Origin of the sequence: Marinobacterium nitratireducens (assembly GCF_014645375.1) — a bacterium.
Lineage (GTDB): Bacteria > Pseudomonadota > Gammaproteobacteria > Pseudomonadales > Balneatricaceae > Marinobacterium_A > Marinobacterium_A nitratireducens.
Map to the genome: position 1 here is coordinate 502,914 of NZ_BMLT01000003.1, position 15,464 is coordinate 518,377.

Here is a 15,464-nt window from a genome sequence, read left to right on the forward strand (position 1 = left end):
GCAATAGCACCGCTGAGCCAGGAAGATCGATCAGGATCTGTACAAAGGAAGCGGCTCTGTTGAGCCAGGAACAGAAAGAGAGGGCTCCCGATCGAGCCCTTTCTTACCATCTCCAAATCAGTAGCCGCTGCGTCGCTGATCAATCCAGCCCTGAATTGCATAAACATCCAGCATACCGATGCAGAGCATCTCATTCACCGCATCACAAGTCGCATCCATCTCCCAATGCTCCCCATTCCAGTGAGACAGGCATTGTTCTCCCTGGATCGTGACTACCTGATAGAACGCGGGCTTTGCTGCTTCGAGTAAAGCGAGATCCATTAGTCGATATCCTCACCATCAACCTTTGAGTCATCTCTTTCTAGTCCAGGTACCTGCCAAGCTCAAAAATGCTGAGGCAGTAGTTCTGTTACTGCTTTTAACAGTTCCAACCCGCTCAAACCTTTATTCTTCAGGGACGCTCGTTCCGCCATCGCCTCTGTGCCCTCTGCGCCGTCAGGACCATCTACGCGCCACTGCTGCGCTTTGCGCGCAGCGTCGCGGATCTGGCCTGACTTGCTCGGGGCACACGGCTCAGCGTTCACTCCCTGAAGGGTCCTTTAAAAGACAAACGCAGGAATACCTCCAGCTGCGTGAATACGTCTTCCTATTCACTACTTGTACAAAATACACAAAGGGCTTTTGGAGGGATCAGGACCTCCGCCCGCAGGCGACGGGCTTAGCCCGCCAGTCGGACGAACGGAGCGGAGTGAGTCACACGATAGCGAGGCGGTGGCCCAGGCGCCAAGGCCGGAGGAGGACCCTGTATAAAATCTATAGGGAGAGACGGTATCCGTCCGCTCATGTGAAGAAGGTGACAGAGCTATAGAGCTATAGAGCTATAGAGCTATAGAGCTATAGGACTATAGAGCTATAGGGCTATAGGGCTAGAAGCAACAGGCGGGCATCCGCCCGCTGGCTTGGATATATACTTTTAAGATGGAAAAAGTTCTTTATAAACAATGACTTACATGATTTTTAGTAACTAATCCAGTTACTTTTTTAATAAATAGTAACTGAATCCGTTTCTTTTTAAGGGGTCTGAGGGTAGGATAGCGAACGGTATTGCCGTACCCGTCCACATTACCGAGCAAGAACAAACAATGAGCGATCAACCTACCTCAACTGGCTCAGCGGAGCAAGCGCTTCAAGAGGTCTGCGCAACACTCAGGCACGTAAACGATACGATGGATACTCGGGCGTATATTCATGTGCCTGCAGGCCACCGAGCCAGTGTTGTTCAAACACCTAAATCAGACTGGAAAGGCTTCCAAGCCATAGGTCTTATGAGAGATAACGCTATGAGAGCTGAAATGGATATCTTTGATAGGCTGGAGCAGGTATCCAATAAAGCGATCCATTACTTCAATCAGATCAAGGTTCACTACGACCGCGAGACTGGGTTGGCCCGTCTCCCGAAGCCTTACGAGAATAAGAACCAGCAGGTGGTGTTCAGCCGCCACCTCAAAGAACTAATCGAACAACAGATCCTCAAGAAAGTCCCCAGTCACCTAGTTCACAGGAAGCGCGGAGAACTGGTCTTTATCATCAATCCTGAGTTCATCAAGTGCTTCCAGTATGCTCAGGCCAAGATGCTTTGGAAGACCCTTCCTTGAGTGCCCCTAACAAAGACCATTACGCCAAATTCTTCGCTCGAGCCAGGGAACTGAGACCTTACTCCTTCTGGCTCACCGTCAGGAACGAAGGGTGACCCATCCGCCAAGTGGAATATTCTTCTACTCCGCTAACAAGTAGCCACTCTAGATCAAACCGTAGGTAAGATAAGTACCACTTGAGCAAGGAGAGACTAATGGACTTCAAGGATACCCGAATCGGGATCAATGACGCTGCCCGACTGCTGAACGTCCGGGCTTCAGAACTCAAGGCTGCGATCCAGAAAGGTGAGCCGCTCCGAGGCATCGAGCCGCCGAAGCCTCTACGCAAGCAAGGTGACCATGGCTGGGTATTTATAGCCGGTGATGTCATGAATGCTGCGGCCCTGATGAAGTAACCCTCTCCAATCATAAGGGGCGCATCCGCGCCCTGTACGCGGGTTGGTATCATTAAGACTCATGCAGTGACTTCAGGCCGTAGTTGATTCCACCTGGCTCAGCATCCGCAGGGTTGGGCGAAATATCATAACTGGGTACGACCGCATTACTGCAGGTTTTAAAGACTGCTGGAGACCTCCCCCCCCCCGGGGTCTTCAGTCTATTTTACCTGTAGCGGCTCAATAATCCTCAACACCATCTCACTAAGAATCATTAGCCGATTCAACGACCCTATCTAGCATCACTGGCTCGGCACCTACAGGCTATAAAGCCAGAACCCACTCCAGCATAGGCTCAAGTAACATGAGTGAATTCGGTGTAATAACCGAACCCGATACACACCCGATATATCAACCTAATCTGTTACCAGCACCTGGGCAGAACCAAACTGAACACCACACAGACAAGATAGACATAGCAGACTGAATGGCTTGACCACAAACCATCTACTAAGACCTTGGCGAACCTAAATTAAATCCTGAATAAACTGAACACATCACTAAGGAATAGCGCGGCATCCGCCGCGTGGCATGGTTATAAAAAAGACCGTGCCTAAATAGTTAACTAGACGCTTCCATACCATACCCAACCGATATTCTATCGATCATTATTCCTAACATTTAAACTATATAGAGCCGATAGACTAAATCACTTCTGCGGACCAATAGAACCAACCGAAAAAGGAGATAGACCATGAGCGAATAGAGATAGACTGGCAACCCGCACAGCCTGGTAGATCAATGAACCAGGAGTATTACTTACTGGCTCAGGGCTCCAGCTTCTCAGGCCCGAGCAGCCGCCTCACACACCCCTAATCCATACACGCCCTCATCCATCGCACATACCGACAGGACTGCTATCTCGCAGGCCCTGCACCGGTAGGCAGCAAGCGACGAAGCACCTTTAATCCCCAGGAGTTATCTATGACCCCTACCGCCTACGAACAGCTCGAACGTAAGAAGGTATTGATATATCCGACCTACGACAGCCTTCCGGAAGCAATCATGGCAGCACAGATCCACTTGCAGATACATCGCAACGAACTGCTGCCTGTGCTCTATGGCTATCACAACACCTTGATCCAGGATCTCCAGAAGATCATTGGTCGCAGATAGCCTCAGCCCCTAATTTCAACTAACCAGTTAAGGAGGTAACAATTTTATGGCCGACAAGCTTCTGAATCTCAAGCAAGTTGAGGATCTGATCGGTTTTAAACGAACCTGGATCTACGAGCAGGTAAGAAGTGGAACCTTCCCCTCGCCCATTCGGATCAACTCTAGGTCTCGTTGGTCTCATAGGGATGTCCAGAAATGGATTACTAAACAGAAGCAGCGGAATCACCGTACCAGCTTCTGGAGTAGGAACTTCCTTCGCCCGTTTAATCAGTCGCGGCAGGTAAAGCCCCTCTTCTAATCCATAACCCGAGTCCACTTTGCACCGGACTCGAGACTCCATCCAACTAACCTCTGCCGAGTTGACCACCAGAAACCAACTCTCATCGTCCACTGTTGGTTACTCGGCCTATCTCTTATTTCATTGATCCAGGAGGATTAATTTCAATGACTCAAAAAATCGTAACACTGCCTGGCCGCTGGATTCGCAGCAACCTGACGACTGCCACTTGGGGTATCAGTGCTGACTGTGCTCGGAAATACCGTGAACGGGGTATCTGGCTCGAAGGCAAGCACTGGAAGTACGACCCCATCGGCAAGGTTGTCTACAATCGGGAAGAAGTCGATAACTGGTTTGAGGAGCCGAGGGTCGCATGAGCAATCTACCGAAAGGTGTGGATCAGCTCCCGAAAGGGATCCAGATACACGGTAATCAGATCCGAATAGACTTCCGCTATCGAGGTGAACGCTGTCGAGAAGCACTGGAGCAAGTGGCCAGGATCACTAAGTCCTCCATCAGCTATGCGCAGAACAAACGCAACGTGATCCTTACCGAGATCAAAGAGGGTCGGTTCGACTACGCAGCCCACTTCCCCAACTCACCGAAAGCGCATCTCTACTCAGGCTATGGTGGGGATGTTACCCGTCGTACCGTGGAGGAAGGCACAACGAAGTGGCTTGAGGTGCAGAAAGCCAAGCGAGCCCACAGCACCTACAAGAACTACAAACACAAAGCCGATTACGTCAGTAAGAAGTGGGGATCTCGGCGCATTGCTGAGATACCCAAGTCCGACATTGAGCTGTTTCAGTCGGAACTACTGGCCCAAGGGCTTAAGCCCAAGACGGTCAACGATATCTTCACTGCAGTACGGGGCATCTGGAGCGATGCCTTCCAGGACGGTGTGATCAAACACAATCCCCTGGATCGTATCCAGAACCTCGAACGAGATGATGACGATGAGGGTTCGGCAGACCCGTTCTCCCGAGAAGAACTGGACCGGCTCGCGAACATCCTGACCAATCGGCCGATGGACATCAACATGTTCATGTTCACGGCCTGGTCTGGCCTATCACTTTCAGAGGTCATGGCACTGGCCTGGGAAGATATCGATACCGAAACATGGACGTTGAAGGTTCAGCGTGCTCGAGTGTACACCCAGTACAAGGTACCGAAGGAACGTAGCAGGGTTCGTGTTGTTGAACTCATCGATCCGGCTATCGACTGGCTCAAACGCCAGGAGCCTTTTACCAAGATGCTACCTCCCCAGGAGGTCGAGGTAATACAGCGGAACAACGTCACCACTCGTAAGGATGAGGTACGCTTTGTTTTCCTCAACGCACCGGATCGGGCACCTGAGAAGATTTCAGACAGCACCCCATGGTATGTGTCTTCCCTGGTTCGTCGTCATCGAAGTGCACTGCAGAAAGCCAAGCTAAGGGCTCGAGGCGCGAACCAGTACAGACACACTTTCGCCAGTCAGCTTCTGTCGAACTACATCCCGCTCGAATGGGTGGCACGTCAGTTGGGGCATGCCGATACGACTATGGTGAAACGCCATTATGGGTGTTGGATTCCGAACGACACTCGCTCGATGGCCGGGATGATTTCGCAGATGATGGGGTTCCGCAAGGACTCAGGCGGACAGGAAACCGGCGATTTGGTCCCAAAATGGTCCCAAGGAGGTAATTAAAAGAGAGAATAGCTTTAAAAATCAGACGCTTAAAATGGTGCCGACAAGAGGATTCGAACCTCCGACCTGTCCATTACGAGTGGACTGCTCTACCAGCTGAGCTATGTCGGCACAGGAAGGGCCTGACGACGCCAAGCCCTTGAACGATAACGGATATTAAATCTTCTATGCCGGCACGGCAAGTGCCGTCCCGCGATCGAATCAGAGCGCGTTCATCCTGAAGCGGTACTCCTGCTTGGACAGGATCACCCCCCTCGGAATGATGGCCACCAGCCGCACGTCTTGGGTGATTATCTGACCTTCTCTCAGCATACGCTCCCCGACCTTGACCCGCCGCGACGCCGGATCGTCGGAATAGATATGCACGCTGAACTTGAGCTCCGGCAGGCTGCGCTGAACCTCGACCGGCAGCTGACGCCAGTAAGGCACATCGTCGTAAGGACTAGCCGGGGCGGCCGGCGTCTCGGCCACTGCGGTATCCGTTTCCGCTGCCGCCGGCTGTTGCTGTGCCGGCGCAGGCCTCTCGCTCGGCCGCGACGGCGGGGTTCTCACCACCGCGGTCGTGGCAGGCGCCGGCACCGGCTCTTGCACCTGAATCCGCACGCCGCGCAAATCATCGGCACTGGCGGCATCCGGGGCGATCGCGGCAACATCGCGCGGCGTCGGTGCGGCCGCAGACGGCTGTGATTCGGCCGGCGCGACCGTTGCCGCTTTTTCAACAGGCACGACCACTCCGGTTTCCGGACCCGGCTGCATGGTGCGCTGCCACCAGACCAGCACGGCCATGATGGCCAGCAACGGTAACAGCCATTTCATGCGCCCACCCGGGCGGGTTTGCCGGCGTGGCCTGGCGATGACCGCCGCGCCCTCCGGGTTCGGTGGTGGCTCTGCTTTCCTTTTGGATTCCGACTGCTTCAGTGCATCAAGAATATAGGACATCGCTTACAACTCTTCCGACGACAGCAGCGGCAGGTCCTGACGGGTCCGGGTGTTGAGATGGATGGCCGTTTTCGGACCTACCACCCCATCGACCGTCAGTCCCTGACGCATCTGAAAGTACCTTACCTGCTGGACCATGCGGGTATCGTAGGTGTTATGGGCCATGAGCTGCACGCCACCCTCGAGCTGCGCCATGGTCTGGCTGAGCCACTCCACCGCAGCGCCGGACGAACCCGGCCAGATCGGCGCCTGGTACCCCGGCGGCAGACGCCAGAACAGGGTGTAAGAGCCCGGCCAGGCCTGTTCCAGCTCCCGATACGGGACCGCCACGCTCTTGCCGTCGATCATCAGCAGCGCCTGCTCATCGTTGACCGACATCACCGCCGCCTGAACGGTCTCTCCGGCGCCGGTTCTGAGACTGACAACCGCCGGTCGGTTAAGTGCCTGCAGCGATACCAGGTCTCCGGTGGAGAACAGACAACCCAGCCCATGGCTCTCGGCGAAGCGGCAGACGACCGGATTCTGGCGCGGATCGTACTCGACGTGCCAGGCCGCAAACATCGACCGGTACGCATAAACCATACCCAGGTCACTGTCCGACTGTTGCGGCCAGCTGAACGGACCGGGGATGTCGTTTGCGGCTGCCGGCGCCATCTCTGAGCCGGTCGTCAGCAGCGCCAGCTCCAGGGCACCGGCGCTGGCGGGCTCCTCGACCGGCAAACTGTCCGTGACATTGGCCGGCTCGGAGCGCTCGGGCATGGCTGCAGCGCTTGCCAGCGCAGACTGTTCCGGCACAGCAGGCTCGACTTCCGGCATCGCGGTCTGATCTGGCGGAGCCTCATCCGTACTCAGCAGGCTGAATTCCTTCAGCGCATCGAAGCGCGATTCGTCGGAAACCCAGGCCGCCACACCAAAGCCGATCACCCAGGCCAGCAGACCGGCAGCAACCGACAACCCCAGAATCCAGCGCCGGTTGTCGCCACCGGACAGCCGCACCGCGGCCTCGTCGCCGAACACCTCCCGCGCGGCCTTGATCAGCGTCGCCACTTCGACGCGGTTATCCCGCTGCACGAAGGTACCGAGCAGCGCGCGATCGCAAAGAATATTCACCACCCGGGGAATACCGCCTGACAGCTTGTACAGGCGCTTGAGCGTTCTGGCCGGGAAAATGGGCCTGTCCAGGCCCGCCACCGACAGCCGGTGCACGATATAGGCCTCGAGGTCCTTCTTCGGCAGCGCACCAAGATGGTAGCGGGCCGTAATGCGCTGGGACAGCTGGCGCAGCTCCGGACGCGCCAGCAGCTCCAGCAGCTCCGGCTGCCCCACCAACACCATCTGCAGCAGCTTGCACTCGTTGGTCTCGAGGTTGGTCAGCAGACGAATCTGCTCGAGCAGTGTGGCGCCAAGGTTCTGCGCCTCATCGATGATCAGGACGGTATTGCGGCCGCGGGCATGGGTTTCCAGCAGGTGGCGGTTGATCAGATCGATGTAGGTTTTGCTGCGAACCTGTTCACCCTGCGGGTACTCGATACCCAGTTCGTCGCACAGGGCGGCAAGCAGCTCTTCGACGGTCGCTTTCGGATTCAGAATAACGGCGACATCGGTGTTGTCGGGCAACTGCTCGAGCAGGCACCGGCAAACCGTGGTCTTGCCGGTACCGACTTCCCCGGTCAGCAGAACGAAGCCGCCATTGCTGCTGATCCCGTACATCAGGTGCGCCAGAGCCTCCTGATGCTGTTCGCTCTGATAGAGATAGCGGGGATTCGGTGCTATCGAAAACGGGGACTCGGTCAACCCGAAGTAACTGTTATACATCTCGGATACCACTCGAGGGTTCAGTATGGAGTAACTATAGATGTTGCCATGCGCTTTTACTCCTCGCGGCAGGAAGCGTTCAACGGACCTCAATGTACCGCCGAAACCTGCTGGCCTGCACCCGATAATGCCCGTCAACTGTATCAATATGAATACAAAGCAAGATGCGACAACCACCATTGCATCATTATCCGGTTGTATTCCGGGCACACAACTATACTTGTTACACAAACAGAACAAAAAAGTGTCGCTCTCCAGCAACCCATCCCCCGGATGCCATCGAGGAGCCATGATCATTCGAAGTCAGGTGCCAGCGACCCGCCACTTCGGAAGAACGAAAAAGCCAAAAACACAGCCGCTTCTCGAAGTGCCTCAGGCCAGGGGTTTCTGAACTCTGGGAACCTTCCGGCCATCCGGGCCCAAACAGTCCGTAAACACCATGCAAATAGCCAACAAGGAGCAGGGACGGGATACAGACAGTTCGGGCATGGCCGCCCGCAAGGCGCTCTTTCTCGATGTATCGGACCGAAAGCGTCCTTCGAACTTCGAGCTCAACCTACAGGGCTGGCAACTGGACCGGGTGACCGATCTCGACAGCGCTCGCGAACTCCTGCGCGATCAGGATTACTACGTCGGCCTGGTCAAACTCGACTGGCCGTCGATCAACGACCGCGATGAAATCGAAGACTTCTTCCATCAGGACCAGTTTACCGCCTGGATTGCTCTGACGACCCCGGAGGTCATGCGCGACCACGCCTTCAGGCGCATGCTGTATGAAAATTTCTACGACTACTTCACCCTGCCGTTGGAGAACAACGAGAGTTACCTGCGTGCGACCCTCGGTCACGCCTACGGTATCAGTCGTCTGCGCAAGCTCGAGGACAAGCAGCTGTCCCATCTCGACGAGTTCCACATGGTCGGGGCAAGCCCGAGCATCATGGAAATCTTCAAGCAGATTCGCAAGGTCTCCACAGCCGAAGCGCCGGTGCTGATTACCGGCGAAAGCGGTACCGGCAAGGAGCTGATAGCGCGCGCCATCCACCAGCGATCGTCGCGCCACAAAGGGCCTTTCATTGCGGTCAACTGCGGCTCACTGCCGGATACGCTGGTCGCCTCGGAGCTGTTCGGCTACGAAAAGGGCGCCTTTACCGGTGCCTACAAGCGCAAGATCGGCCGTCTGGAAGCGGCCAATGAAGGCACCATCTTTCTCGACGAGATCGGCGATCTGCCGCTGGACATGCAGGTGCACCTGCTGCGCTTTCTGCAGGAGCAGACGCTGGAGCGGCTCGGCAGCAACTCCAGCATTCGCGTCAACTCCCGTGTCATCGCCGCCACCAATATCGATCTGGAGCAGGCGGTAGAAAATGGCGATTTTCGCGAGGATCTATACTACCGCCTCAACGTGCTGACCATAAGAGTGCCTGCACTGCGCGAGCGTGACGGCGATATCGAACTGCTGGCACGCTTCTTCTTCCAGAAATTCCGCAGCGAACAGGGCTGCCATGTACGCGGCTTCACCCAGCAGGCGTTGGCCGCCATGGCCATCTACGACTGGCCCGGCAATGTGCGGGAACTGATCAACCGCGTACGTCGCGCCATGGTCATGAGCGACAACCGCCTGATCACCCCGGCCGACCTCGGGCTGGACGACAACCTGTACAGCAGCGGTCAGCAGATCACCCTGGAAGATGCCCGCAACAGCGCCGAGAAGCAGGCCATCCGACAGGGCCTTGAACTCAGTCACGACAACGTCTCCAAGGCAGCCCGCATGCTCGGTGTATCCCGGGTAACGCTCTACCGCCTGATGGACAAATACCATATCCGCTGAAAGATATTCGCCGCGGGGCAGTGCCCGTAAGTTTGGGTACGCGGCCCCCGTAGGAGCTCACTCCGTGAGTGATCTTGTTTCCCCTCTCAAAGCGGCCCTGCGCCGCGGAAACCGGCCCCGCAGCTGCCCACTCCGTCCTGATTCCACCGCCCCCGAACGCTTCGCTCGCGGAGCGAGCTCCTACCTGGCACCACACCCGCCGTAGGAGCTCACTCCGTGAGCGATTTTTTTTTAATTTTCCCAAACCGCAAGGCCCCCAAGCCCCCCTCGATGCCGCGCAAAACTACCCACCCTGCAACTTAAACGAAACAGCGAAAACCCGGTTTTGTTAAGAAAAGGAAACAAATCGACCCACCGAACGGTCACCAAAAGTTAAAAAGCCCATAAAATCAGCTACTTAATTAAGTGGCTTGATACTTGCGTAATATTATTCAAAGAGTAAAAAAGCTGGCACCCGTCACGCCAAGAGCCAGCCCGGGAAAAGGGACCTTTTTGCCAGCAGGAGGACTCCAACAGCAGGTAGACCATAATCCAGATCGCCGCCCAGTACGTACAAACTGTCGGTTACAGCGCAGATTACCGGCAAGCGAGAGGTGCGGTCTGATGAAATCGGGCAACAAGATGACCATCTCCAAGAGTCACTACCATCGCAACCGACTGCTGCGTGACAGAATCCGCAGGGGTGACTCTCAGACCAAAAGCAACGCCTCTGCCACCTCACAACGATCCGACACCCCACCCGACGATCTCGATCTGCCCGACTACTTCCGCGACGCCGCGAACCCCTCGTACGAAGACGCCCCCGCTCCCATCGTTATCCTCTGGGACGAAGTTGCCTGAAGCTGTTCCAGCTATGAAACAGGTTTGGCGCTCTACTCAAAAACCTGCGACCAAACTTGGCTGCCACCAGGCGGCTATTGTTAACAAACCAATACATATCGCGGCCCGCCGAAACCCCACTGTATCCATATAGCAACACTTCTAGCGAAACTCTAGTTATTACTGTTGCACCTGTCTCAGCCTTATTACACAACCGTATAAATTTCGATCAGCCTGGCATGTTAAGGTACGGCTCAGATTCAAACAGACGTAAAGATCCTCTCCCGACAAAGGCAAAGCCCGGGTAACCGGGCGGCGCAAAGTTACGGGTCCTTGTTGAGCCTGGTTTACAACAAGGATCGCCGGACCGCCGAAGGAGAGTTACCTCATCACGGACAGGCCGCCAGAGGATCTTTTGATGCCATATCAGGAGAACCCTCATGCAGCGCTTCCGCTATTTTCGTGCGCATCATTCCGCACGGACCCTTTCACTTATTGCCCCGCTCGGCCTCGCACTCTGCCTGAGCGGCACCGCGCTCGCCGGGAAACCGACATCGGCGAAAGGTAACAGACAGGGCGCGGATAACGGCGTCTCGACGCCCCTGGCACTGTCCCGGGAAACCTACCAGTTTCGAAATCTCTCCGGCGACAACAGCTGTCTGGGTGAAGACGATCATCTGATCTGGGAAGCCATCGGCGATCTCGCACCCGGCGAGAGTTTCACCTTCACGCCTAAATACCCCGCCTGCAACTACCACCCGGCAGCCATCTCGGTACAGCTTTCCTGGGCAGGGTCTGAACTGGAACTGTCGAGCACCGTTCCCTACGACGACTTTTCCAGCTCAAACTCCGACCAGACCGGCATGGACATCGTTGCGACCCGTGTCGGCAACAGCGCCCAGCTGTGCATGTTCCCGAATTACAAGGAAGCAGGTATTTACTATTCGGTAACCCTGACCAATACCGGTGACACCCTGGCCGAAAACATCGTGGTCGACGGGCGCAGCGAAAACGACTGGGCGGTGTTCTATTACAACCGCTGCATGAACGCAGACGGCGATGCTGACGGCTGGAACGACAGCCTGGAGCACACCATGGCAAACCTGGTGCGTTACGTGACCTCCAGTGGCGGCGAATCGGCGATGAATACGGTTTGGGGGCCTAATTACCTGAAATCGCAGCCCTCTACCATGAGCGCAAACGACGAAATCGACAGCTATCCGGCGGATGTCAACGACGATGGCCAGGTGGATCAGCTCGATATCGACAGAATCAGCCAGTATCTCGGTCAGGGCAACGGCATTCCGCTCGCCGCCATCAGCGCAAACCCCGGCGATCCCGGGTACCTTTACCTGAATACCCACAAGTGGCGGCGCTTCGACCTCGATGCTGACGGCTATGTATCTCAGACAGATGTCGATATCGTCGCCAGTCTCATGGGCTACCCGATGCCGATGACAGAAGACATCATCGCTCCCACCGCCCGGATACTGTCACCGGCAAATGGATCGATCATCGCGCGTGGCGGTCTGATTCAGATCGAAGGCCATGCCTGGGACAATGCCGCCATTGCGCGCGTTGACTATATCGCTGACGGGCAGGTCATTTGCTCTGCAACCGAGCCATCGCCAGTATGGGGCGCGACGTCGCCGTTCCACAATTGCTGGTGGGACGTGCCCAAGAAGCAGGGCGATCACATAATCGAGATTCAGGTATTCGACGCTGCGGGCAATATGAGCACAAGCGAAAGCGTTCAGGTGCTGGCGCAGTAAGCCCTTCAGCTACACCAACGCCAAAAGGCGGTATTCCCGAGGGAATACCGCCTTTTTCAATGACGGGACTATGGGTCCTACCCTTTACGGATCGACAACCACCGTACAGGTATAGGTTCCCGGAAGCAGATCGACCGACGTCTCGGACGTATCGTCAAAGGCTGCCGGAGTATTGTCGACCGGGTTATCGGCCAGTCCGCAACTAATCGTTGCAGCAGTACCGCCCGGCACCTGTGAGTTGAAGGACACCGTAATGTCGGACAGCGGCGTGTTGCTGAACGACACTTGCTCGCCCACATAGGGATCGTCGCTGCACGTGGCCACCGTATCGACGGTAACGGTCTTGGTCAGGTCCCCGTCGGCTGCGTAGCCTGTCGGCAGCGTTTCCGTTACGCTGTAATCACCGCCGAAGAACTCGCTGAACAGCAAACCGTCGACACAGATCTCGCCGTCCGAATCGGTGCTCCGGACAACCGGCGCATCCAGCCCTCCTCCCGATATCGTGAACTCGACACCGACATGCGGATGGTCTCCCGGGCCATCGGCGGCATGCTTGCGGGTCTTGGTGATCAGGATGGCGCCACGTTTGCGCGGGTCTACGAAATCGAGATTGACGGTTTCGTTCAGACTCAGATTTTCGCATTGCGGCGGAGCGGTTTCATAGCCGTCCGGGGTCACCGTTTCAACCAGGCAGTAATCTCCTGGCGGTAGGATATTATCGATAGTACAGGTACCGTCAGCCCCGGTGGTACAGGTCTTGCCGGTACTGGTATCGACACCATCATCATAAGTTCCGACTGTACCGATATCGCTATACAGGGTGAATTCGGCCCCCTCCAGCAGATTATCGGCATCGTCCTTCTTCAAAATGTTGACGGTCGCCGGTTGCCGAGGATCGATGAACTCGAGGTTCAGCGTCTCGTTCAGACTCAGATTCTCGCACTGCGGAGCCGCCGTGTCATAGCCGGTCGGCGTAATGGTCTCGACAAGACAGTAGTCACCCGGCGGCAAAATGTCGGTAATCGAGCAGGTACCGGATACATCGGTTGTGCAGCTCTTGCCGGTATTCACGTCGCCCGGGTCATAAGAATCGATGGCACCGGATGCGCCGGAGGCAATATCGGTGAACAGTGTAAACTCGGCGCCCGAGAGCAGATTCGCCGGTTCGGCATCGTCTTTCTTGAGGATATTGACGGTCGCCGGCTGCCGCGGGTCGATAAACTCGAGGTTCACCGTCTCGTTCAGGCTCAGATCCTCGCACTGGGGATCCGCCGTGTCGTAACCCGTCGGTGTAATGGTCTCAACGATGCAGTATTTGCCTGGCGGCAGAATATCCGTGATCGAACAGGTACCGGTCGCATCGGTGGTACAGGTCTTGCCCGTATCCAGATCGCCCGGATCGTAAGAGCCGATCGCACCGGAGGCGCCGGAGGCAATGTCGGTGAACAGTGTAAACTCGGCGCCCGATAGCAGATTCGCCGGATCATCATCGTCCTTCTTGAGAATATTGACGGTCGCCGGCTGTCTCGGGTCCACAAAGGTCATTTCGAAGGTTTCGTCGAGGCTCAGATTTGTACACTGCGGATCCGCGGTATCGTGACCGACTGGCGTAACCGTTTCGACAACGCAGTAATCGCCCGGTGGAAGGATATTCGAGATCGAACAGAGACCCGAGGAGTTTGTGGTGCAACCAAGCCCGGTATCCAGATCGCCCGGGTCATAGGAGCCGATGGCGCCGGATGCGCCGGAGGCGATATCGGTGAACAGCGTGAACTCGGCACCGGCAAGCGGATTGGGCGGGGTCGCATCGTCGGTCTTGATGATATCGATACGCGCAGGGAGCCGCGGGTTGGTAAACATCACATCGAAATCGCTGTCGGCTGACACGGTGCCGCAATCAAAGTAATCCGGATAGGGCGGCAGCGAGTGTCCGGCAGGCGGTGTGATCTCGACGACACAGTAGTTACCGGCAAAGACGTTTAACCAGGTGCACTTTCCGGTTGCATCCGTTTCGCAATCGGCGAAAAAGACCGGCGGATCCGATTCCGGAACCGTTGTCCGGGTATCCGGATCGGCTGACGAAGCAGCGGAGTCGAAGATACCCAGGTTTTCACCATCGTCGTTGTAGAGTCGGAAGATGGCGCCGGAAACTACATTAGCCGGATTATCGTCGTCGGTTTTCAGGATATTGATATTGGCGCAGTTACTGATATTCACCGGCGCCGGCGCGATCAGGTCCTTCATCTGAGCGGTAAACGAATCCGACGAGCGGCTCTTCAGTGATGCGTACCCGAATGAAACACACTCGCCTTCCGGAAACAGTGCGCCGATATCGATGCTTGCCTCGCCGAAGGTATAGGGGTCGAACATTCCAAGACCCAGGGCACTCCCGTCCGCGACCGACGTATTGATCGAGCCAACGGCAATACCAGCCTCGGTGAGGTCCTGACGATTACCCCAGCAGGGATAGCTGTTGCTGGCTTCACAGGTGCCTGGCTGGTCCGCCGACTCGAGCCAGAAATAGAGGAACAGCTGTGGTGTCGTGCCCCCCTGCGCCAGCTTGTATTCGACCAGCACATCGCCCGCTTCACGCACCGGAAACTGAATACCCTCGTCAGTTGCCGGATACAGACTGTTACCGGCATTGAACTCGAAGTCCATCAGGGTGGTACCGGACGGATCCTGTACCCGAGTCCAGAGCAGATGCAGGTAGTCGCTCGAGTCGGTGGTCTCCTGATAAACACCGAAGTTCAGCAGGTCGCTCTTGTTATTCGGAATGCTACCGGTCGTGGTATCGGGATTGAGCGTATCCTCCTTGGTGCCGCCCTTGAAAGAATCATCGTCATTGCCCGTCGGTTCATCATCCACGACCATCGCCGCGGATGCCACCGATGCCGTGGCCCAGTCGATATGCGCCACGTCGTCTACGACAAAGTTGGCGTCGAGGTCGATCTCGAATTCGCTGTCCCCCACCGCCAGATGGACTGCGGCGGCGGTTATCGGCACCGCCCCCAGGACGGCGCCGAGAATACAGGCACCTATCCTTCTTCCCCAAGTCTTGCATTTCATCTTCAGCCCCTCCCATTTCAAGGCTGCTTGTTCGAAATCCGGTCAGGTCC

General features: G+C 56.2%; 13 protein-coding genes, 1 tRNA gene and 1 riboswitch. Of the genes, 9 read left to right on the top strand and 5 right to left on the bottom strand.

The features are described from left to right. Nucleotides 1-117: 117 nt before the first annotated feature. Nucleotides 118-321, bottom strand: coding sequence for a hypothetical protein (locus IEX85_RS07970; protein ID WP_188860047.1), 204 nt, complete (start codon nucleotides 319-321; stop codon nucleotides 118-120). 821 nt (nucleotides 322-1,142) lie between these two features. On the opposite strand from IEX85_RS07970, the gene IEX85_RS07975 reads away from it, so the two are divergent. From IEX85_RS07975 to IEX85_RS08000, 6 genes are all read left to right on the top strand, one after another. Further along, nucleotides 1,143-1,655 (top strand): hypothetical protein, encoded by a 513-nt coding sequence (locus tag IEX85_RS07975; RefSeq protein WP_188860048.1) that lies wholly within the window; start codon nucleotides 1,143-1,145, stop codon nucleotides 1,653-1,655. Between the two features lie 194 nt (nucleotides 1,656-1,849). Beyond that, nucleotides 1,850-2,050, top strand: coding sequence for a hypothetical protein (locus IEX85_RS07980; RefSeq protein WP_188860049.1), 201 nt, complete (start codon nucleotides 1,850-1,852; stop codon nucleotides 2,048-2,050). Between the two features lie 963 nt (nucleotides 2,051-3,013). Next, nucleotides 3,014-3,205 (top strand): hypothetical protein, encoded by a 192-nt coding sequence (locus tag IEX85_RS07985; protein ID WP_188860050.1) that lies wholly within the window; start codon nucleotides 3,014-3,016, stop codon nucleotides 3,203-3,205. A gap of 46 nt (nucleotides 3,206-3,251) precedes the next feature. Further along, nucleotides 3,252-3,503, top strand: coding sequence for a helix-turn-helix transcriptional regulator (locus IEX85_RS24225; protein WP_188860051.1), 252 nt, complete (start codon nucleotides 3,252-3,254; stop codon nucleotides 3,501-3,503). A gap of 146 nt (nucleotides 3,504-3,649) precedes the next feature. Beyond that, nucleotides 3,650-3,859, top strand: a complete 210-nt coding sequence (gene xisR, locus IEX85_RS07995) for an excisionase family protein (RefSeq protein WP_229721834.1) — start codon at nucleotides 3,650-3,652, stop codon at nucleotides 3,857-3,859. Then, entirely contained in the window at nucleotides 3,856-5,172 is a 1,317-nt protein-coding gene (locus tag IEX85_RS08000; RefSeq protein ID WP_188860052.1) for an Arm DNA-binding domain-containing protein, read from the top strand. Before xisR ends, IEX85_RS08000 begins: the two co-directional genes overlap by 4 nt. 35 nt (nucleotides 5,173-5,207) lie before the next feature. On the opposite strand, the gene IEX85_RS08005 is transcribed toward IEX85_RS08000, so the two are convergent. The 3 genes from IEX85_RS08005 to IEX85_RS08015 all read right to left on the bottom strand — a co-directional run bounded on the left by IEX85_RS08005 (nucleotide 5,208) and on the right by IEX85_RS08015 (nucleotide 7,926). Continuing rightward, nucleotides 5,208-5,283: transfer RNA gene (locus IEX85_RS08005), tRNA-Thr, on the bottom strand. 90 nt (nucleotides 5,284-5,373) lie between these two features. Beyond that, nucleotides 5,374-6,111: a general secretion pathway protein GspB gene (locus IEX85_RS08010; RefSeq protein ID WP_188860053.1), complete on the bottom strand. Its 738-nt coding sequence runs from the start codon at nucleotides 6,109-6,111 to the stop codon at nucleotides 5,374-5,376. Nucleotides 6,112-6,114: 3 nt separating this feature from the next. Further along, a complete protein-coding gene (locus tag IEX85_RS08015; protein ID WP_188860054.1) occupies nucleotides 6,115-7,926 on the bottom strand; it encodes an ExeA family protein in 1,812 nt (603 codons plus the stop codon). A gap of 439 nt (nucleotides 7,927-8,365) precedes the next feature. On the opposite strand from IEX85_RS08015, the gene IEX85_RS08020 reads away from it, so the two are divergent. From IEX85_RS08020 to IEX85_RS08030, 3 genes are all read left to right on the top strand, one after another. Beyond that, nucleotides 8,366-9,754 carry a sigma-54 dependent transcriptional regulator gene (locus IEX85_RS08020; protein ID WP_229721835.1) on the top strand — a complete coding sequence of 463 codons (1,389 nt, stop codon included), beginning with the start codon at nucleotides 8,366-8,368 and terminating at the stop codon, nucleotides 9,752-9,754. Between the two features lie 603 nt (nucleotides 9,755-10,357). Beyond that, nucleotides 10,358-10,594 (top strand): hypothetical protein, encoded by a 237-nt coding sequence (locus tag IEX85_RS08025; protein ID WP_188860055.1) that lies wholly within the window; start codon nucleotides 10,358-10,360, stop codon nucleotides 10,592-10,594. A gap of 261 nt (nucleotides 10,595-10,855) precedes the next feature. Beyond that, nucleotides 10,856-10,948, top strand: a riboswitch (cyclic di-GMP riboswitch). 65 nt (nucleotides 10,949-11,013) lie between these two features. Then, entirely contained in the window at nucleotides 11,014-12,345 is a 1,332-nt protein-coding gene (locus IEX85_RS08030) for an Ig-like domain-containing protein (protein WP_188860056.1), read from the top strand. Between the two features lie 84 nt (nucleotides 12,346-12,429). Here the strand turns inward: IEX85_RS08030 and IEX85_RS08035 are convergent, their stop codons facing one another. Beyond that, nucleotides 12,430-15,414 carry an MSCRAMM family protein gene (locus IEX85_RS08035; protein WP_188860057.1) on the bottom strand — a complete coding sequence of 995 codons (2,985 nt, stop codon included), beginning with the start codon at nucleotides 15,412-15,414 and terminating at the stop codon, nucleotides 12,430-12,432. Nucleotides 15,415-15,464: the final 50 nt, after the last annotated feature.

What these genes read in the sequence shown, in the direction of transcription:
- IEX85_RS07970 (WP_188860047.1), bottom strand. Translation starts at nt 321, where the DNA reads ATGGATCTCGCTTTACTCGAAGCAGCAAAGCCCGCGTTCTATCAGGTA.
- IEX85_RS07975 (WP_188860048.1), top strand. Translation starts at nt 1,143, where the DNA reads ATGAGCGATCAACCTACCTCAACTGGCTCAGCGGAGCAAGCGCTTCAA.
- IEX85_RS07980 (WP_188860049.1), top strand. Translation starts at nt 1,850, where the DNA reads ATGGACTTCAAGGATACCCGAATCGGGATCAATGACGCTGCCCGACTG.
- IEX85_RS07985 (WP_188860050.1), top strand. Translation starts at nt 3,014, where the DNA reads ATGACCCCTACCGCCTACGAACAGCTCGAACGTAAGAAGGTATTGATA.
- IEX85_RS24225 (WP_188860051.1), top strand. Translation starts at nt 3,252, where the DNA reads ATGGCCGACAAGCTTCTGAATCTCAAGCAAGTTGAGGATCTGATCGGT.
- xisR (WP_229721834.1), top strand. Translation starts at nt 3,650, where the DNA reads ATGACTCAAAAAATCGTAACACTGCCTGGCCGCTGGATTCGCAGCAAC.
- IEX85_RS08000 (WP_188860052.1), top strand. Translation starts at nt 3,856, where the DNA reads ATGAGCAATCTACCGAAAGGTGTGGATCAGCTCCCGAAAGGGATCCAG.
- IEX85_RS08010 (WP_188860053.1), bottom strand. Translation starts at nt 6,111, where the DNA reads ATGTCCTATATTCTTGATGCACTGAAGCAGTCGGAATCCAAAAGGAAA.
- IEX85_RS08015 (WP_188860054.1), bottom strand. Translation starts at nt 7,926, where the DNA reads ATGTATAACAGTTACTTCGGGTTGACCGAGTCCCCGTTTTCGATAGCA.
- IEX85_RS08020 (WP_229721835.1), top strand. Translation starts at nt 8,366, where the DNA reads ATGCAAATAGCCAACAAGGAGCAGGGACGGGATACAGACAGTTCGGGC.
- IEX85_RS08025 (WP_188860055.1), top strand. Translation starts at nt 10,358, where the DNA reads ATGAAATCGGGCAACAAGATGACCATCTCCAAGAGTCACTACCATCGC.
- IEX85_RS08030 (WP_188860056.1), top strand. Translation starts at nt 11,014, where the DNA reads ATGCAGCGCTTCCGCTATTTTCGTGCGCATCATTCCGCACGGACCCTT.
- IEX85_RS08035 (WP_188860057.1), bottom strand. Translation starts at nt 15,414, where the DNA reads ATGAAATGCAAGACTTGGGGAAGAAGGATAGGTGCCTGTATTCTCGGC.